Genomic DNA, 16,244 nt, shown 5'->3' on the forward strand with positions numbered 1-16,244 from the left:
AGGGGCCGGCAAGCGCGCGCGGAGCGCCCGCCGGGCTGGCGTCGTCAGACCCCGGGGGCCACCAGCGGCCGTAGGGATTCGGCCAGATCCGTCAGGCTCAGGCCGCCCTTCTGCAGGACCCGATCCGCACGCCCCGCGAGCCGCCTGCGGTCGTCGGCCGTGATGTCCTTGGCGGTGAGGACGACGACCGGGATATCGCGCCACTCGGCCTGCTCGCGCAGGGCTCTCAGAAAGCCGAAGCCGTCCATCTCCGGCATCATCAGGTCGAGGAGGATGAGGCAGGGCTTCTTGGCCGCCGTCGCCTCCAGGCCGGCCACGCCGTTCTCGGCCGAGGCGACGCGCCAGCCCTCGCGGGTCAGCATCGCGGAGAGGCGCTCGCGGGCATCCGGATCGTCATCGATGATCAGCACCGGGCCCTTGTGCTCGGAGGGCTTGAACCGCTCCATGGCCGACTTGAGCTGGCCCCACTCAATCGGCTTCTGCAGGTAGTCGGTGGCGCCCAGCGAGAAGGCGAGGTTCTGCTCGTCGAGCACCGTCACCATGATGATCGGGGTCGCGCCGAGTTCCCGGTCGGCCCGCAGGGTACGCAGCACCGACCAGCCATCCATGCGCGGCATCGTCACGTCGAGGAGGATCACCCGGGGCTTGAGCTCGCGGGCTCGCTCCACGCCCTCGCGCCCGTCACGGGCGGTGGCCACGGTGAAGCCGTCGCGTTCCAGGAAGCGCGCCAGGAGATCGCGCGTCGCGGCGTCGTCGTCGATGATCAGGACATGGCCGCCGGCGATCGGTCGTGCCTCGCCGGTCCGATGCAGAGCGTCGTGGTCCTGATGAGCCGCCGCGATCGGGTTTGGAGGCACGTAGGTCGCCGGCACCGTCAGGGTGAAGGTCGTGCCGGCTCCCTCCTCACTCTCCACCTCGATGCGGCCACCCAGCATCTCGGCGAAGGCGCGGGTTATGGCGAGGCCGAGGCCGGTGCCGCCGAACCGGCGGGTGGTCGAGGCGTCGGCTTGGGTGAAGCGCTGGAACAGCTTGGCCTGCTGCTCGGGGGTCATGCCGATACCGGTGTCCGTCACGCGGAAGGCGAGCCAGTCGGCCCCCTCGCGCGCCGTGCGGGTGACCCACAGGGTGATGCGCCCGGCCTCGGTGAACTTCGCCGCATTGCTCAGGAGGTTGATGAGGCACTGGCGCAGCTTGGTTTGGTCGGTCTGCGCCTCGCCGAGGTCGTCCGCGATCTCGAGGGCCAGGCTGTTGCCCTTCTTGTCGACCAGCGATTCTACGGTGGCGGCGACGTCGCGCACGGTCTCGGCTACCGGGAAGGCCTCGGCATAGATCTCCATGCGCTCGGCCTCGATCTTCGAAAGGTCGAGGACATCGTTGATGAGGCCCAGCAGGTGGCGAGCGTTCGCCTCGATCTTGCGCATGTCGGCGAGGAGTCCCTCCTCGCCGAGATCCTCGATCTCCTCCTGCAGCATCTCGGAATAGCCGATCACCGCCGAGAGCGGGGTCCGCAACTCGTGGCTCATGTTGGCCAGGAACTGGCTCTTGGCGCGGTTGGCCTCCTCGGCCGCCTCCTTGGCGGCCTCCAGGGCGAGTTCCGCTTCCTTGCGGGCGGTGACGTCGGAATGGGTGCCGACCCATTCGCGGATGCTGCCGTTCTCTTCCAGGATCGGGACGGCACGGGCCGACATGATCCGCCACACCCCGTCCTGGCGGCGGACACGGTGCTCGATCTCGTAGGGCGCGAGGGTTTCCAGGGCCTGCAGCCAAGCCGCGTTGGTGCGTTCGCGGTCGTCGGGATGAATCGAGCCCAGCCATCCGGCTCCGGCGGCCTCCTGGGGCGTCTGACCGGTGAAGCGGGTCCATTCGGAGGGGGTCACCTCGAATCCGCCTTCCGGATTGGTCGTCCAGACGATGGCGGTGGTGGCCTCGGTGAGGGAGCGGAAGCGCTCCTCGCTGTGGCGCATGCGCTCCTCGGAGAGCTTGCGCAGGGTTTCGTCCGAGACCACGAGTCCGACGCCGTCGGCCTGGGCGCCGCCGGTGCGTGCGGAGCCGGTCCGTCCGCGCAGGGGATAGAAGCTCATCTGGAAGTGGCGCACCCCGCGTGGTGCGCTCGGGGTGGGCACCGCCACGTCGACGTTGGTGGTCACCAAGCCCTCGTCGCGGGCGGCTTTGAGCTTCGGGATGAGCTGCTCCTGCAGCGTCGGTACGTTCGCCCAGATTGGCGCACCGAGATCGGCGCCGAATCCGCGCTCATTCATGGTGGCGAGCGCCCGGTTCATGTTCTGAATCGTCAGGTCACGGTCGAGGAAGCCGAGGCCGACGGGTGCGTTGGCGAAGACGCCGTCGAGGAGGGCGGCGGTGCGCTGCTCGTCGCGACGGCGCACCAAGGCGAGGCGCCCGAGCAGCCCGACCGCACCCAGGGCCGAGGCGATCGACACCAGCAGCAGCACGAGTGAGAGCACCCGGTCCCGCTCCTCGCTGACGGCGAGGACAGCGGTAGCGTGGTTCTGGACACCCTTGGCGGCCCCCCGCACGCCGTCCATGGTGCGCTTGCCCTCCCCCAGGCGAGCCAGCGAGACGGCCGCGTCGTAGCCCCGGTTCCGGCGCAGGTCGATGACGTGGGCGGCGTAGTTCCGCTTCGCTTCCACGAAACGGCGCAGGTCGCGCATGTGTTCGGGCGCCTGGGCATCGGTCTGCTTCGTCAGGGTCTCGATGGTATCGAGCTGCCCGTCGATGGTGTTCTGGGCCGCCTGATAGGGCTCGAGGTAGGGTTCCTCACCGAACAGCACGTAGCCGCGCATGCCGGTCTCGAGCTCGACCATGTTCGACAGCAGGCGCTCGCTCTCGCTGAGGATCGCGTGCTGGCGCGCCGCTTCGGTGCGGCTGGCCTCGCCGGCCAGATAGTTTCCGATGCCGGCCGCCACCGCGATGCCGATGAGCACCAGGGCGAGGGGGGAACTCGGCAGGCCCGCGAGGATGCGGGGCTTGCGCCAACCGCGATCGGGACGCTTCGGGTAGGCGCTGGTCATGCGATGCGGTTCACGGGGTTAACGCCCGGGCGGGCGGGAGGAAGGGCCGGCGTGGTCGCGGCGGCGATGGTGTTGTGCTCCAGCCCCACCACGACAGGATCGGAGGAACAGGATCACGGGTCAGACGCTCGCAAACGCGCCGGCGCCGTTTCCGTTCATCCCGGGGCTCGCCGCGCCCGGTGCGATGTCCGCTCAATCGGCACCTTCGTCCGGGATGGCGAGACGCGTGCCGCAGGCCTTGCAGTGAACCGCATCGCTGTCGTGGCGCTGCAGGCCGCAGGCCGGGCAGGGAAACCGTACCTTGGGGGGGCGGAACAGCACCTGGGCGAGACGCAGGAACAGCGTCACGCCGAAGATCATGACGACGACCGAGATCAGGCGTCCGGTGGGGCCCGGCAGGGTGATGTCGCCGTAGCCGGTGGTCGTCAGCGAGGTCACGGTAAAATAGAGCGCGTCGATGGCGTTGCCGATCGCCGGGTTGCTGCCGTGCTGCGTGGCGTAGACGATCCCGGTCATCACGAAGACGAAGACCGCGAGATTGGTGGCGGCCAGGATCGCGTCCTCGTTGGCGCGAAAGACGGTGCTGTCGGCGCGGAGGCGATCGAGGAGTTGGTAGGTGCGCAGGAGGCGCAGGGTCCGGAGGATGCGTAGGAAGCCGACCCCCTCCCCCACCACCGGCGCGAGGAACGATACCACCGCGGCGATGTCCGCCCAGGTGGAGAGGTGCAGGAATTCCTGCGCCCGGTTCCGGCTGATGGCGAGGCGCGCCAGGAAGTCGAGGAGGACGACGAGGCCGAGGACGACGTCGATTCCCTCGATCCAGGGCGCGCGCGGCAGGAACGAAGTCACCACGACGTAGGCGACGGTGGTCACGTCCAACACGAGGAGGCCGTAGCGGAAGCGATGCGCCCCGTCGGTATTTCCTTCGTAGAGTCCGGCGAGGCGCGCGGTGAGTGAGGTCATGGCGGCAGAACGGCCGATCGGGGTTGGTCGATCAGCGCCGCAGCCGATTGCCGAGAACGAAGCCGAACAGGCCCATCAGGATGATGCCGGCCGCGCCCTCGATGCCTACAAGCAGGTTGGTGACGCGGCCGACCGGCTTCACGCCGATTTCGGGGGGATTGGCGGTCATCATGTTCAGGGCGCTGTAGCTCACGAGATCCAGGGGATTGTAGGTCGCCCGCCCGTCGCCCCCCTCCGGGATCAGTCCACCGGTCAAGCCGTAGAGAACCGCGAAGACGAAGATCAGGATGACGAAGGCGCGGGCGATGCGCGACAGGCTCTCGCCGTAGTCGCAGAGCCACTCCACGAAGCGGTCGGCAACCCATTGATAGCCGTGGCGGGCGAGGTCCGGGCCCACGCGCTTCTCCCAGGCCGCCCGTGCCTGGGCGCCCGCGTGGAACCGGCCCATCCGGCGGCCCCGCTTGTAGGCCCAGCTCGCCGCATCCTGGCTGCCGATGCTCTTGAAGTTCTGTTCCAGGGCGAGGTAGCTCGCCTGCGCGGCGACGTAGTCCCGGGCGATCTCCTCGCCCACCGCGCCGCCGAGCTGGTCCACCCGCATCCGGGTGCCGTTGAGCCAGGCCCCGGCGAAGCGCGCATGGCGCAGGTCGCAGGTGGAAAGATTGAGCCGCACCAGGCTGGTCTCGGACAGGTCGGCCCCGGACAGGTCGGCCCCATCGAGCTTCACCCCGGTAAGATTGGCCCCTCGCAGGCGTGACCCGCTGAGCTGGGTCTTCTTCAAGCTGGCGCCCTCGAAATCCGCGTAGGTCAGGTTGACGCCCACGAGCTTGACCTCGTCCAGGCGTGCACCGCGGAAATGCGTGTAGTCGGCATCTGCACCGGTGAAGTCGGCCCCCCAGAGGTCTGCGCCGTCGAAATTGGCGCCGTCGAGGAGCGCCCGGCGGAGCTTGGCGAAGCGCATCGCAGCGCCCCCGAAATGCGCATCCTCCAGCATGGCGTCGTCGAAATTGGCTTCGCCGCCGGCAATGCCGGTGAAGCGGGCGCCGCTGAGATCGGCACCGGCGAAATTCGCCTCCTCCACCGTGGCGCCGGCGAAGCCCGCGGAGCGTCCGAGGGCCCCGGCGAGATTGGCCCCCGCGAGGTTGGCGCCGGTGAGATCCGTGTCCTCAAGGTGCGCGTCGCTGAGATCGGCACCGGCGAGGGCGAAGCCGGCCTGCTTCGGGTCCCACCAGGCGGGTGGTTGCGGGGTGTCGCCGAGCCGGGCCGCCAGGGCTTCCCGCCCCAGGGGCAGGCCGCCGAGGTCGCGGGCTTCGTCACCGGAAAAGCCGATGAAGGCTGCGGATTCGAGGCGGGCGAGGAGCGCGTCGACCCGTGCGCGCGCTGCGGCAGTCTCCTCGGCGTCAGGCTCCATGACCGACCTCCCGGTGGGCCATGCGGGCACCATTCCGGCCCTGGGACGTTTCGCAACGCTCGGCCACGGCGTGCCGGCGACGGCACGGGAGGTGAAGTGTGGCGGGGACATGGATGGCACTGGGCCTGAAGGCCTTCGGCGTGCTCCTCGTGGCGGCGACGCTCCTGCCGTTCGTTCCGAGCAATTCCGGCTTCATCCGCACCTTCGATTTTCCGCGACTGCAGATTGCGGCCCTGATCGTGCCGGTGATCCTGGGCCTGCTTCTCGTCGCCCGCGATGCCCCGGGGCTGATGCTCGCCGCGGGCCTCGTGGCAGCCCTAGCCTACCAAGTGGCTTGCATCTACCCGTTCACGCGTCTGTCCTCGCCGCAGGCCGTGGCCGCGGAGGCCGGCGCCTGCCGCTCCGACGCCGGCGTGTCGATCATGATCGCCAACGTGCTCGAGTCCAACCGCGCCTACGCACCGATCCTCGATCTCATCGCCGCTCAGGACCCCGACCTGCTGCTGCTGGTCGAGACCGACGCAGCCTGGGCGCAGGCGCTCGAACCCCTGCGGGCCCGCTATCCTCACGTGCTGGCCCAGCCGCAGGGCAACACCTACGGGCTGATGTTCTATTCGAAGCTCCCCCTCACCGACCCGCAGGTGCGCTTCCTCCTGGAGGACGACGTCCCCTCCGTCCGCGCCGGCGTGACCCTGCGTTCCGGCGAGACCTTCACGTTCTTCGGCGTGCATCCGCGCCCGCCCCACCCGGGCCAGAGCAGCGCCGCACGCGACGCCGAGCTCGTCCTGGTGGCCCGCGAGGTGAAGGCGGAGGGGCGTCCCGCCGTTGTGGCGGGGGATCTCAACGACGTCGCCTGGTCCAAGACCAACGACCTCTTCCAGCGGATCAGCGGGCTCCTCGATCCGCGCATCGGGCGCGGTCTCTATCCGACCTTCAACGCGAAGTGGCCGCTGCTGCGCTGGCCCCTCGATCATATCTTCTTCAGCGCCGACTTCCTGCTTGGCCGGATCGAGCGCCTGCCCCATATCCAGTCCGACCATTTCCCGATCCTCATCAGCCTGTGCCGCAGCGATCGAGCTCCGGACCTGCAGGAGGCACCGGAGGCTACAGTGGACGATCACGCGGACGCTCGAGAAGCCCTGGAGGCCGCGCCCTGATGTTCGGCGCCGCCTGTAGGCTCAATGCTGGGCGACACCCGCCGCCATGTTGATCGCCAGCGCCAGGACGCTTGTGTTGAAGACATAGGCATAGATCGTCTGCACCGTGGCGACCCGGCGCATCGCCTTGCTGGTGATGTCGGTGTCCGAGGTCTGGGACGTCGCCCCGATCGTCGCGGAAAAGTAGAAGAAGTCCCAGAAGTCTGGGTTCTCGTCGCCGTTGAAGTCGAGGCCGCCGCGGGACGTGTCGGCATCGGCGCCGTAGTAGAGGTGCGCGTAGTGCACCGTGAACACGACCTGCACGAAGAGCCAGGCACAGATCATCGTGGCGGCCGCGAGGGCCAGGTGAGTCAGGCGATAGGCTTCGCTGCCGTTTCCTCCGAGAACCAGCATGGCCACGGCGCCGAAGCTCGCCGCCGCCGCCAGGATCGCGAAGAGCGTGACCGTGAAGGCGCTGTCATCGAGGCGCGAGGCCTCGGCCCGCAGGGAATCCCGTGACTGGCGTGCGGCCTTGCCGACGATGAGCCCGCAATAGACGAGAACCCCGAGACACCAACCGATCGGAAGCCGGACCGACAGGTCGGCGAAGGGCAGGATCAGGGCGAGCACCAGGGTGAGCCCGACGCTGACGAGGAGGCGCGGCCGGAGCCAGAAGGCCTGGATGGGATTGAGCATGCGCCGCCTCGCAGGAGTGAACTCCGTCCCCGCTCCTGCGCCCACGCGCGCCCTATCCGCAAGCCTTGTCGCAGCGTGGTCCACCGCCCCGAACGCGCCGGGCGATCCAGGGCCGCAACGGCAGAAAGAGGCGGTAGGCGAACTCGCCCAGACCGAGCACGCCCGGTAGGCGGGCGAGCCACGCGAGGAAGCGCCAGCGCGGCAGCACGGCCCAGAGCGCGACGAATCCGGCGGCCCCCGAGACCAGGGCACCATCGGGGCGCCGAACGTGGAAGCGCGCCCGGGCCGCACCCCGCGTGAGGCCGGGTCCGAGTTCCGCAGGGCCTTCGGCCCCGACATCGACCCAGGCGATGCGCTCGGCCCCCTCGGAGCGCCGGTACAGCCGGATTTCCGCGGCACAGAGAGGACAGGCGCCGTCGTAATAGACGGTCAGCGCGAGGCGCGTAGTCTGGGAGGTGGACATGGACGAGACATAGGGCACGGCCTGCAACGAAACACGGCCGCGAAGGACTTCGCGGCCGTGTCGGATTCACTCAGGCACCTTTGCAGGCGCGCTTGCGTGGCCTCAGCGGCGTGCGAGCGCCTTCAGGGCGTTGCGGCCGGCATAGAGCGCCTGCGAGCCGAGGCCCTCCTCGATGCGGATCAGCTGGTTGTACTTGGCCAACCGATCAGAGCGGGCGAGCGAGCCGGTCTTGATCTGCCCGCAATTCGTCGCGACCGCGAGGTCGGCGATGGTCGAGTCCTCGGTCTCGCCGGAGCGGTGGGACATCACGGCGGTGTAGCCGGCGCGCTGGGCCATATCGACGGCCGCCAGTGTCTCGGTGAGCGACCCGATCTGGTTGACCTTCACCAGGATCGAGTTGCCGGTCTGCTCGGCGATGCCCCGCGAGAGGCGGGTGACGTTGGTCACGAACAGGTCGTCGCCCACGAGCTGGCAACGGTCGCCGACCCGGTCGGTGAGCAGCTTCCAGCCCTCCCAGTCGTCCTCGGACATGCCGTCCTCGATCGACAGGATCGGATAGGCATCCACGAGGCCGGCGAGGTAGGCGACCTGTGCCTCGATATCGCGGGTCTGCCCCTCGCCCTCATAGTGGTAGGCACCGTCCTTGAAGAATTCCGTCGCGGCGCAGTCCAGGGCCAGGACCATGTCGGTACCGGGCTTGAAGCCGGCGGCCTGGATCGACTGCATCACGAAGTCGAGGGCGGCCTCGGCCGAAGGCAGATTCGGGGCAAAGCCGCCCTCGTCACCCACGTTGGTGTTGTGGCCGGCCTTCTTCAGGGCGCCCTTCAGAGTGTGGAACACCTCGGCGCCCATGCGAACGGCCTCGGCGAGCGACGATGCGCCCACCGGCATGATCATGAATTCCTGGAAGTCGATCGGATTGTCGGCATGCGCGCCACCGTTGATGATGTTCATCATCGGTACGGGCAGCACCCGACCCTGCGTTCCGCCGATGTAGCGATAAAGCGGCAGTCCGGCCGTCTCGGCAGCAGCCTTGGCGACGGCCAGCGAGACGCCGAGGATCGCGTTGGCGCCGAGGCGGCTCTTGTTCGGGGTGCCGTCGAGCTCGATCATCGCCTCGTCGATGGCGATCTGGTCCTCGGCATCCATGCCGCCGATGGCGTCGAGGATGTCGGACTGCACGGCGTTGACCGCCTTGCGTACGCCCTTGCCGCCGTAGCGGCCCTTGTCGCCGTCGCGCAGCTCCATCGCCTCGTGCGCGCCGGTGGAGGCGCCTGACGGCACGGCTGCGCGGCCGAAGGAGCCGTCTTCGAGCAGCACGTCGACCTCGATGGTCGGGTTGCCTCGGCTGTCGAGGATCTCACGGGCGGCGATGTTGGTGATCGCGGTCATGCAGGCGCCTTCCGGACGTTTCGGCTTGTCGAGGCCTCAATCGCGTGAGGCCGGGCCCCTCCCGGACGCCGCCATTTGGCCGCATCGGGGATGGGGTGATCCCGCCGAGGCTTATCCGCCAACGCTTCGCGTCCGGCAAGCGCCCTCGGTAACCCGCTGCCTTCGGGCCGACAGAATCTCCCGCGTCCCGTCTGGACCGGATCGCGTCAGCGGTCTCCGGCGCCCGATAGAAGCAACTCGATCTGGGCCATCCCGTTCTCGCGCGCCTTGGCTTCGGTGGGATGATTGCGGTCGGATCGCTGGATCAGCTTCCCCTTCCGGCGAATCGCCCACTGGTATGGACTGCCCGGCGCCTTGGGCGGCTGGATCTCCAGGGTGTAGGGGTAGGTAGCCGTGTTTTCGTCGCTCATACGTTCCATATGGCACGCGGACCCCGCGCCTGCCACTCGTCGGTGACACATGACTGGCGAAATGATTGGATTTCGTCATAAGGCCTGACGCCTACGACGTGGTCCGCTCCTCGTCTTCGGAAGATTTTGCCCATGACGCCACCGCCTTCAGGCGCCGAGAGCCTGCAACTTGGACAGATGACGCCCCCGCCGGGCAGCCCGGACGAGGCTCGACTCGACCGGGTGCCGAACCCACATCCGACCACCGACTATCTGGCCCGCTTCACCGTGCCGGAATTCACCTCCCTGTGCCCGGTCACCGGCCAGCCGGATTTCGCCATCCTAGTGATCGACTATGTACCGGATCAGTGGCTGGTCGAATCGAAGTCGCTGAAGCTCTATCTGACGGCCTTCCGCAATCACGGAGCCTTCCACGAGGATTGCACGGTGGGTATCGGCCTGCGCCTCACCGAGTTGCTCGCGCCCCGCTACCTGCGCATCGGCGGCTTCTGGTACCCACGCGGCGGTATTCCCATCGACGTGTTCTGGCAGACGGGCGAGCCGCCGAAGTCCGTCTGGCTTCCGGATCCCGGCGTGCCACCCTACCGGGCCCGCTGAGAACCGTTCCCTTGAGAGCGGCCTCGGCTCAGGCCGCCATCGTCCGCGTCTCGATGCAAGGCCAGGCTGCCTGTGCGGCCAGACGCAGGCGCAAGGCGCTGCCGATCCGGCAGCGCGCAGCCTCGACGATCGGACCGTCGAACGCCACCGGACGGCAGCGACCGGACAGCGGACTGCCGGTCCCGTCGACGTCCCTCCACCAGCCCTGCCTGGTGTCGCTGCCGAACCAGGCGCGCGCGCCGCTCTCGAAGTACGATTCGGCCGGCAGGCCTTCCGCCAGCAGGATGTCGTGCCGGTCGAGCTCCACATGCCAGTAGGTCACCCGGTCCACAGCCTCTCGGCAGATCGCGATGCCATCGATGAGGTTCATGATCGGCACCAGCACGCCGCCCGCGTTCGCCGCATCGGCGCCGATCAGCACCGGGTGTCCGGGCGACAGGCGCAGGTCTCGGGCTGGGACGGCCTGACCGCAGGCATCCGTGCCGAACGCTCCGGCCAGGATGCGTACGGGCCATTGCGTCGCAGGCACGGGATAGGCACCGGGCCGAACCTCCCGCCGGCCGATCCAGCGGATTGGGCGGAATCCGCCCGTCGCGGTCACCGCCACATCGCCCACGCCTAGATCTTGGATAAAGACCTGGCCGGCGATGCCGTCTCGGACGACCGCGATGCGCGTTCCGGTGGTGAAGCAGACGGGATCGGCGAACTGGATCCTTCCGATGTTCGTCAGGGTATCGACGGCGCCCGTGGTCTTGTCGGTGACGATGGTACGCGCGCCCGTCCGGTCGATCGTGAAGTTCGTGCGCAAGCCCGTGACGATGAAGGTGTTATCACCCACGCCACCGTCGACCACGTTGCTGTTGCCATTGCCGATGATCACGTCGTCGCCATCGCCGGTGATCGCCTTGTCGATCCGCGTGCCGAAAGAGATGCCGATGTTGTTGGTGACGGAGCTGTTGGCGCTGGCGGTACTGAAGGTGCCGGGATTCAGGTTGATTCGGCTGCCCTGGCTGTATCCGGAGACATCGAGAGTGTTGTCGACGCCCCGATTGTAAAGGGTGACGAAGGGGGTACTGTTCTTGGTGAAATCGAAGTAGTCTCGGGATGCGCCGGTGATATTTGTATTGAAGCCGTAGGTCTGACCGCCGGCGAAGGTGCCGGTCTTGGATTCACCGTAGAAGCGTTGGACGGCCAGGATGTCGATGGGCATGGGTGTCTGAGCCCACCCTCCCTGCCAATCCGCCACGACGGGGCCCTGCGACGTGAAGGGCGAGGCCGGGTCGCTGTTTCCGTAATAGGACATCAAGGTCCAGAGATTCTGGTCGTACGGGCCTCGCACCCCCTCCACGGTATCGCCGTTGTACGGTCCGGAGTGACCGAGGCCTACGAGGTGGCCCGTCTCATGGGCTATGGTTCCCAGGATGTTGGAGTTCTCGAGGCTGAAGATGTTCGACGGTCCTGAGTCCGGAAAAGCGGATGTCTGGATCGTTGATTGACCGCCTGCGGCATTGGGGGAGGTCTGTGATGGGATGTCCGAGCCTCCGATCGGCTGGCGGCCGTTGTTCGGGAAGAAGGTAACGCCGGGCCCTGCGGTTGGATTCTCGAGCAGCACATTTGCCGTCTCAGTCGTCGGAACGTATTTGAACGTGATGTCCGCGATATCGGACCACAGCGTCAGCGCGGAAGTATAGGCGGCCTGGCTTTGAGCTGGCAGGCCGGCGCCGAAGGAGTAGGTGACTGTTCCCCCTGGTGTTCCAGCCTCGCTCGTGGCTGCGAGAGGGGTGCCCTCGCTGTCATTATAGAACTTGTTCATCCATACTTGTGTCTTGCTGAAGTCCGCATAGTTCCAAGTGAACCAAGTGTCCTTCCCAATCCGGCCATCCTCATCGAGACCCGACAGGTAGGTGACTTCATCACGCTGTTCTGGACTCAGGTCCGTCAAGATGGCCATTCCACATTCCTCACACCGTGGGGATCGGACGCGAACCCCCTTGCGAAGCTTGTGGGACGAGGCGCAAAAATCGATATGGCCGCGAGCGCGCGAAGCGGAGCGGTTCGTAGTTCCGGGCGGGGTCCAAACGCAAGCAGGGGCGGCCAACTTTCGTTGGCCGCCCCTGCTTGCGTTTGCGTATCGGTCTTCGGTGTCAGACGATGAAGAGCTTAGTAGCCATAACCGTAAGCGGGAGCGCCGTAGCCATAGGCAGGACGCGCATAACCGTCGCGATAATAGGAATCCCGCGCAGCGCCCGCAGCGATTGCGCCCGCCGCGAGACCGGCAATGCCGAGACCGACGGCCGCGCCGGTTCCGATCCCACGACGACGACCGCCATACGCGTAGCCGCGACCATAGCCGCGATGGCCGTAGGCATGGCCATGACCGTAGCCCCCATGACCGTAACCATGGCCACGCGGCCCGGCCTCGGCGGAGGTGGCAGCAGCGAGACCGCCGAGCGAAAGGGTAAGGGCAGAAATTAGAGCGAGCTTGCGCATGGTATCCTACAGCATTCGAGAACGAATTGGATATTCCAACGTCAGGATGTCCCGATCGTTCCCGTCCGCTTTCCCAGATGAACAAAGCGCAACGTGGTTCATCGCCCTTGGTGAATCGCTTCAGCCGTCCGGAGTTGTCGAGCCCGTGCCTGGACTTGCCGGATCTAGATTGACGGTTTTCCTCGATCTCAGGGGGCCTGGCCGACGATCCGCGCCTTGGCGAGGCGATCGAAGGCCTGCAACTCGGCGAGCAGCGCCGGCATCGCCGTCAGGGGCACCATGTTCGGTCCATCCGAGGGGGCCTGGTCCGGGTCGGGATGCGTCTCGATGAACAGGCCGGCGACGCCCACCGCTACGGCCGCGCGAGCGAGCACGGCGACGAACTCCCGCTGACCGCCCGAGGTCGCGCCCTGACCACCCGGCTGCTGCACCGAGTGGGTGGCGTCGAACACCACTGGGGCGCCGTGGGTCACCTGCGCCATGATCGGCAGGCTGCGCATGTCGGAGACGAGGGTGTTGTAGCCGAACGAGGCGCCGCGCTCGGTCACCAGCACGTTGGGATTGCCTGCCCTGGTCACCTTCGCGGCCACGTGAGCCATGTCCCAGGGTGCGAGGAACTGACCTTTCTTCACATTTACCACTCGGCCGGTGGCGGCGGCCGCGAGAAGGAGGTCGGTCTGCCGGCAGAGGAAGGCCGGGATCTGGAGCACGTCGATCACCTCGGCCGCAGCCGCGCATTGCGCTGCCTCGTGCACGTCGGTCAGGACGGGCAGGCCGAAGCGCTCCTTGATCTCCGAGAAGATCGGCAGGGCCCCGGCGAGGCCGAGGCCGCGCGCGGTGGTGCCGGAGGTCCGGTTGGCCTTGTCGAACGAGGCCTTGAACACGAGGCCGATTCCGAGGCGGTCGGTCATCGCCTTCAGGGCATCGGCGATCTCGACCGCGTGATCGCGACTCTCGAGCTGGCACGGGCCGGCGATCAGCGCGAAGGGTAGGTGGTTCGCGAACGCGACCGAACCGGCCATCACGATGGGAGCGGTGGAAGACGCGGTCTCGGATGAAGCGATCTGAGGCATGGCGCCGGTCTAGCCCGCCTGCGCTCCCACGGGAAGGCCGGCATGGCGGCGAAGCACGCCCCGGGTGCTGGGGATCAGCACGCAGCGGGTCCGCGGCGACACGAACGGGTCGGTATCGGGCGCCGTCTCGCAGCGGAGCGCAGCGCGCCCCACTACGCCCTCCTGCGGGCGTCCCGTGACCAGGGCGTTCTGATGCAGGCTGAGGGCGAGGGTCTCGACAGCCTCGGGTTTCGCGCCGGTGAGCGCCCCGGCGGCGAGGCCGATCAGCGCGTAGTAGCGGCGAGCCGGCTCCCGTTCCAGGGCGGAGAAGACCATCCCGTGCGCCCGGCAATCGAGGCTCATCCGCTCGGCATCGGCTGCGCGGAATACGGCGCGTGTCCCCTCGCGACCGGCCAGGGAAGCCCCGGTGGCGCGGATCATCCGTGCGGCGAGGGCATCGCAGCCATCCGCCGCCGCCGGAGCCGCAGCGTACAGCATCGGGGAAAGCAGGATCGCGGCGAGCCGGAAGGAAAGCATCATCGGTCCGATCTAGCGCAGGAGACGGACCGCGCCCACCACCTACCGCCGCGAGGTGATCGAACCCGTGGTGTCGCCGTGGCAGGCCTCGTGAGCATGGGAGCGCAGGACCCGCGGCAGGGACACCGCATGTGCGCCCGCCTCGTCCTCGAAGGTGCCGGTGAGAGCATCTGCGCCGGCGACGCCCTGGAAGTGGAGCGGCCCGACCTCCGTCTCAACCGCGAAGCGGATCGCCTTGGTGGCGTCGTCGAGGGTGACGTCGGCGGCAGCGCGGGGGCCACGCTGCTCGGCCCTCTCGTAGGTCAGCCCGTTCCCGTTCGGTGAGCGTCGCAGGGTGATGCGCTGGCCGCTGCGCGTGCCGGTCTGCGGCAGGGTACAAAGGTCGGCATAGACGAAGGTGCCGGACGCCCAGGCGGTGCGCGCCTGGGCCGGGGCCGCCTCGGCCATGAGGATGCAGAAAGCCATGCCGGGCAAAACATGAGCGCCGGCGCGTTGCAGCGTTCTCGGGGTCACCGTCCTCATGGTCACCATCGCGTTGCCTCCCGGATAGGCGCCGCATCATCCGGCGCCGACGTTTCCGGATTGCGTCAGAGGGGTCAGGCCGCCGAGCGCGCGCGGGCCCGGTGCTCGGCCTCCAGGGATGCAAGAAGGATGCAGATGGCGATGCCCTCGGCTGCCTTCGTCACGTCGCCGAGGCTGGGAAAGGTCGGCGCAAGACGCAGGACGCTGTCCTTCGGGTCGCGGCCATAGGGCGAGGTCGCTCCGGCCGGTGTCAGGGCGATGCCCGCTTCCTTGGCGAGCCGAACCACCTCGGTGGCGGTGCCTTCACGGGCTTCGACGGTGATGAAGTAGCCACCCTCGGGCCGGGTCCAGCGCGCGGCACCGGTTCCGGCCAGGTGCCGCTCCAGGGCCTCCTGTACGGCCGCGAACTTCGGCGCGATGAGGGCCCGGTGGGCGTCCATGTGGGCCTGGAGTCCGGCGGCGTCGCGCAGGAAGCGGACGTGGCGGAGCTGGTTCAGCTTGTCGGGGCCGATGGTCTGCTTGGCGGCACGGGCCAGGAACCAGCGCGTGTTCTCGGGCGAGCCGGCAAAGACCGCGAGACCGGCGCCCGCCAGGGTGATCTTCGAGGTCGAAGCGTAGAGAAAGGGCCGGTCCGGATGGCCGGCCTCGGCGCAGGCGGCGAGAATATCGCGTACCGGGTGGCGATCGGTGGTGAGGTGGTGCACCGCGTAGGCGTTGTCCCAGAACAGGCGGAAATCGGGAGCGCCGGTCGTCATCGTGGCGAGGCGCCGGACGGTCTCGTCGGAGAAGATCTCGCCCGACGGGTTCGCGTATTTCGGCACGCACCACATGCCCTTCACGGCGGGGTCGGCGACCAGCTTCTCGACCACGTCCATGTCGGGCCCCTGCCCCGTCATCGGCACGGGGATCATGCGGATCCCAAACTCCTCGCAGAGGGCGAAGTGGCGGTCATAGCCCGGCACCGGGCAGAGGAAGACCGGCGTCTCGCCCTGCGACCACGGTCGCTCGGAGCCGGGCACGCCCTTCAGGAGCGCCCACACGATGGTGTCGTGCATCAGGGCCAGGCTGGAATTGCCGCCGACCACGATCTGATCGGCCGGCGCATCGATGAGGTGTGAGAACAGGGCCCGCAGCTCGGGCAGGCCCTGCTGACCGCCGTAATTGCGCGCATCCTCTTTCGCCGCGGTGGTGTAGTCGCCGTTGCCCGGCAGCGCGAGCATGCCGTTGGAGAGGTCGAGCTGCTCGGGCGCCGGCTTGCCGCGCGTCATATCGAGCTTGAGGCCCCGGGCCTTGAAGGCGTCGTAGGCGTTGCGAGCCTGCGCGTGCAGGTCCGCGAGGTCGGCCGTACTGCGGTCGGCGATCGTCGTCATGGTGGGCTCAGGTCCGGGTGGGGCCGCGCGGGCGTTCAAAAAGCGCGCGCACCATGACGTCTCGCGTCGCCCGCGTCACCCCGCGCGGGCGCGGGGCTCCCGGTCTCAGGGTTGCGTGGCATGCCAGGTGGCTCGGATCCGAGTCCATGCCTCCGATGTCGGTTCGGCGCGTCCAGTCC

15 protein-coding genes are annotated in these 16,244 nt (G+C 68.1%); 2 read left to right on the plus strand and 13 right to left on the minus strand.

Annotated features, from left to right (window positions below):
- Nucleotides 1-44 precede the first annotated feature (44 nt).
- From ASF20_RS06135 to ASF20_RS06145, 3 genes are all read right to left on the minus strand, one after another.
- Nucleotides 45-3,029, minus strand: coding sequence for a response regulator (locus ASF20_RS06135; RefSeq protein WP_056272050.1), 2,985 nt, complete (start codon nucleotides 3,027-3,029; stop codon nucleotides 45-47).
- A gap of 192 nt (nucleotides 3,030-3,221) precedes the next feature.
- Complete coding sequence (locus tag ASF20_RS06140; protein WP_056213524.1) at nucleotides 3,222-3,992, minus strand: potassium channel family protein; 771 nt, start codon at nucleotides 3,990-3,992, stop codon at nucleotides 3,222-3,224.
- A 31-nt stretch (nucleotides 3,993-4,023) separates the two neighbouring features.
- Nucleotides 4,024-5,400: a pentapeptide repeat-containing protein gene (locus ASF20_RS06145; protein ID WP_056272053.1), complete on the minus strand. Its 1,377-nt coding sequence runs from the start codon at nucleotides 5,398-5,400 to the stop codon at nucleotides 4,024-4,026.
- A gap of 113 nt (nucleotides 5,401-5,513) precedes the next feature.
- Here ASF20_RS06145 and ASF20_RS06150 point away from each other — a divergent pair, with 113 nt between their 5' ends.
- Nucleotides 5,514-6,557 carry an endonuclease/exonuclease/phosphatase family protein gene (locus ASF20_RS06150; RefSeq protein ID WP_056213520.1) on the plus strand — a complete coding sequence of 348 codons (1,044 nt, stop codon included), beginning with the start codon at nucleotides 5,514-5,516 and terminating at the stop codon, nucleotides 6,555-6,557.
- A 21-nt stretch (nucleotides 6,558-6,578) separates the two neighbouring features.
- Here ASF20_RS06150 and ASF20_RS06155 read toward each other — a convergent pair whose 3' ends face one another.
- The 4 genes from ASF20_RS06155 to ASF20_RS06170 all read right to left on the minus strand — a co-directional run bounded on the left by ASF20_RS06155 (nucleotide 6,579) and on the right by ASF20_RS06170 (nucleotide 9,497).
- Nucleotides 6,579-7,232: a DUF1345 domain-containing protein gene (locus ASF20_RS06155; protein WP_056272056.1), complete on the minus strand. Its 654-nt coding sequence runs from the start codon at nucleotides 7,230-7,232 to the stop codon at nucleotides 6,579-6,581.
- 52 nt (nucleotides 7,233-7,284) lie between these two features.
- Nucleotides 7,285-7,695 (minus strand): DUF393 domain-containing protein, encoded by a 411-nt coding sequence (locus ASF20_RS06160; RefSeq protein WP_056272147.1) that lies wholly within the window; start codon nucleotides 7,693-7,695, stop codon nucleotides 7,285-7,287.
- A 102-nt stretch (nucleotides 7,696-7,797) separates the two neighbouring features.
- Nucleotides 7,798-9,087 carry a phosphopyruvate hydratase gene (eno, locus tag ASF20_RS06165; protein WP_055951092.1) on the minus strand — a complete coding sequence of 430 codons (1,290 nt, stop codon included), beginning with the start codon at nucleotides 9,085-9,087 and terminating at the stop codon, nucleotides 7,798-7,800.
- 206 nt (nucleotides 9,088-9,293) lie between these two features.
- Nucleotides 9,294-9,497, minus strand: coding sequence for a hypothetical protein (locus tag ASF20_RS06170; protein ID WP_056183260.1), 204 nt, complete (start codon nucleotides 9,495-9,497; stop codon nucleotides 9,294-9,296).
- 132 nt (nucleotides 9,498-9,629) lie between these two features.
- On the opposite strand from ASF20_RS06170, the gene queF reads away from it, so the two are divergent.
- Complete coding sequence (gene queF, locus ASF20_RS06175) at nucleotides 9,630-10,094, plus strand: preQ(1) synthase (protein ID WP_056213513.1); 465 nt, start codon at nucleotides 9,630-9,632, stop codon at nucleotides 10,092-10,094.
- 28 nt (nucleotides 10,095-10,122) lie between these two features.
- On the opposite strand, the gene ASF20_RS06180 is transcribed toward queF, so the two are convergent.
- From ASF20_RS06180 to ASF20_RS06205, 6 genes are all read right to left on the minus strand, one after another.
- Complete coding sequence (locus ASF20_RS06180; RefSeq protein WP_244476342.1) at nucleotides 10,123-12,045, minus strand: Hint domain-containing protein; 1,923 nt, start codon at nucleotides 12,043-12,045, stop codon at nucleotides 10,123-10,125.
- A 209-nt stretch (nucleotides 12,046-12,254) separates the two neighbouring features.
- A complete protein-coding gene (locus tag ASF20_RS06185; protein WP_082487217.1) occupies nucleotides 12,255-12,584 on the minus strand; it encodes a hypothetical protein in 330 nt (109 codons plus the stop codon).
- A 188-nt stretch (nucleotides 12,585-12,772) separates the two neighbouring features.
- Nucleotides 12,773-13,606 (minus strand): 3-deoxy-8-phosphooctulonate synthase, encoded by an 834-nt coding sequence (kdsA, locus tag ASF20_RS06190; RefSeq protein ID WP_200927193.1) that lies wholly within the window; start codon nucleotides 13,604-13,606, stop codon nucleotides 12,773-12,775.
- 60 nt (nucleotides 13,607-13,666) lie between these two features.
- Nucleotides 13,667-14,176: a hypothetical protein gene (locus ASF20_RS06195; protein ID WP_156647984.1), complete on the minus strand. Its 510-nt coding sequence runs from the start codon at nucleotides 14,174-14,176 to the stop codon at nucleotides 13,667-13,669.
- A gap of 39 nt (nucleotides 14,177-14,215) precedes the next feature.
- A complete protein-coding gene (locus ASF20_RS06200) occupies nucleotides 14,216-14,638 on the minus strand; it encodes a hypothetical protein (RefSeq protein ID WP_056272156.1) in 423 nt (140 codons plus the stop codon).
- 131 nt (nucleotides 14,639-14,769) lie between these two features.
- Nucleotides 14,770-16,065, minus strand: a complete 1,296-nt coding sequence (locus ASF20_RS06205) for an aminotransferase class I/II-fold pyridoxal phosphate-dependent enzyme (RefSeq protein WP_056272062.1) — start codon at nucleotides 16,063-16,065, stop codon at nucleotides 14,770-14,772.
- Nucleotides 16,066-16,244 lie beyond the last annotated feature (179 nt).

The sequence above is a fragment of the Methylobacterium sp. Leaf88 genome (assembly GCF_001422795.1).
Classification (GTDB): domain Bacteria; phylum Pseudomonadota; class Alphaproteobacteria; order Rhizobiales; family Beijerinckiaceae; genus Methylobacterium.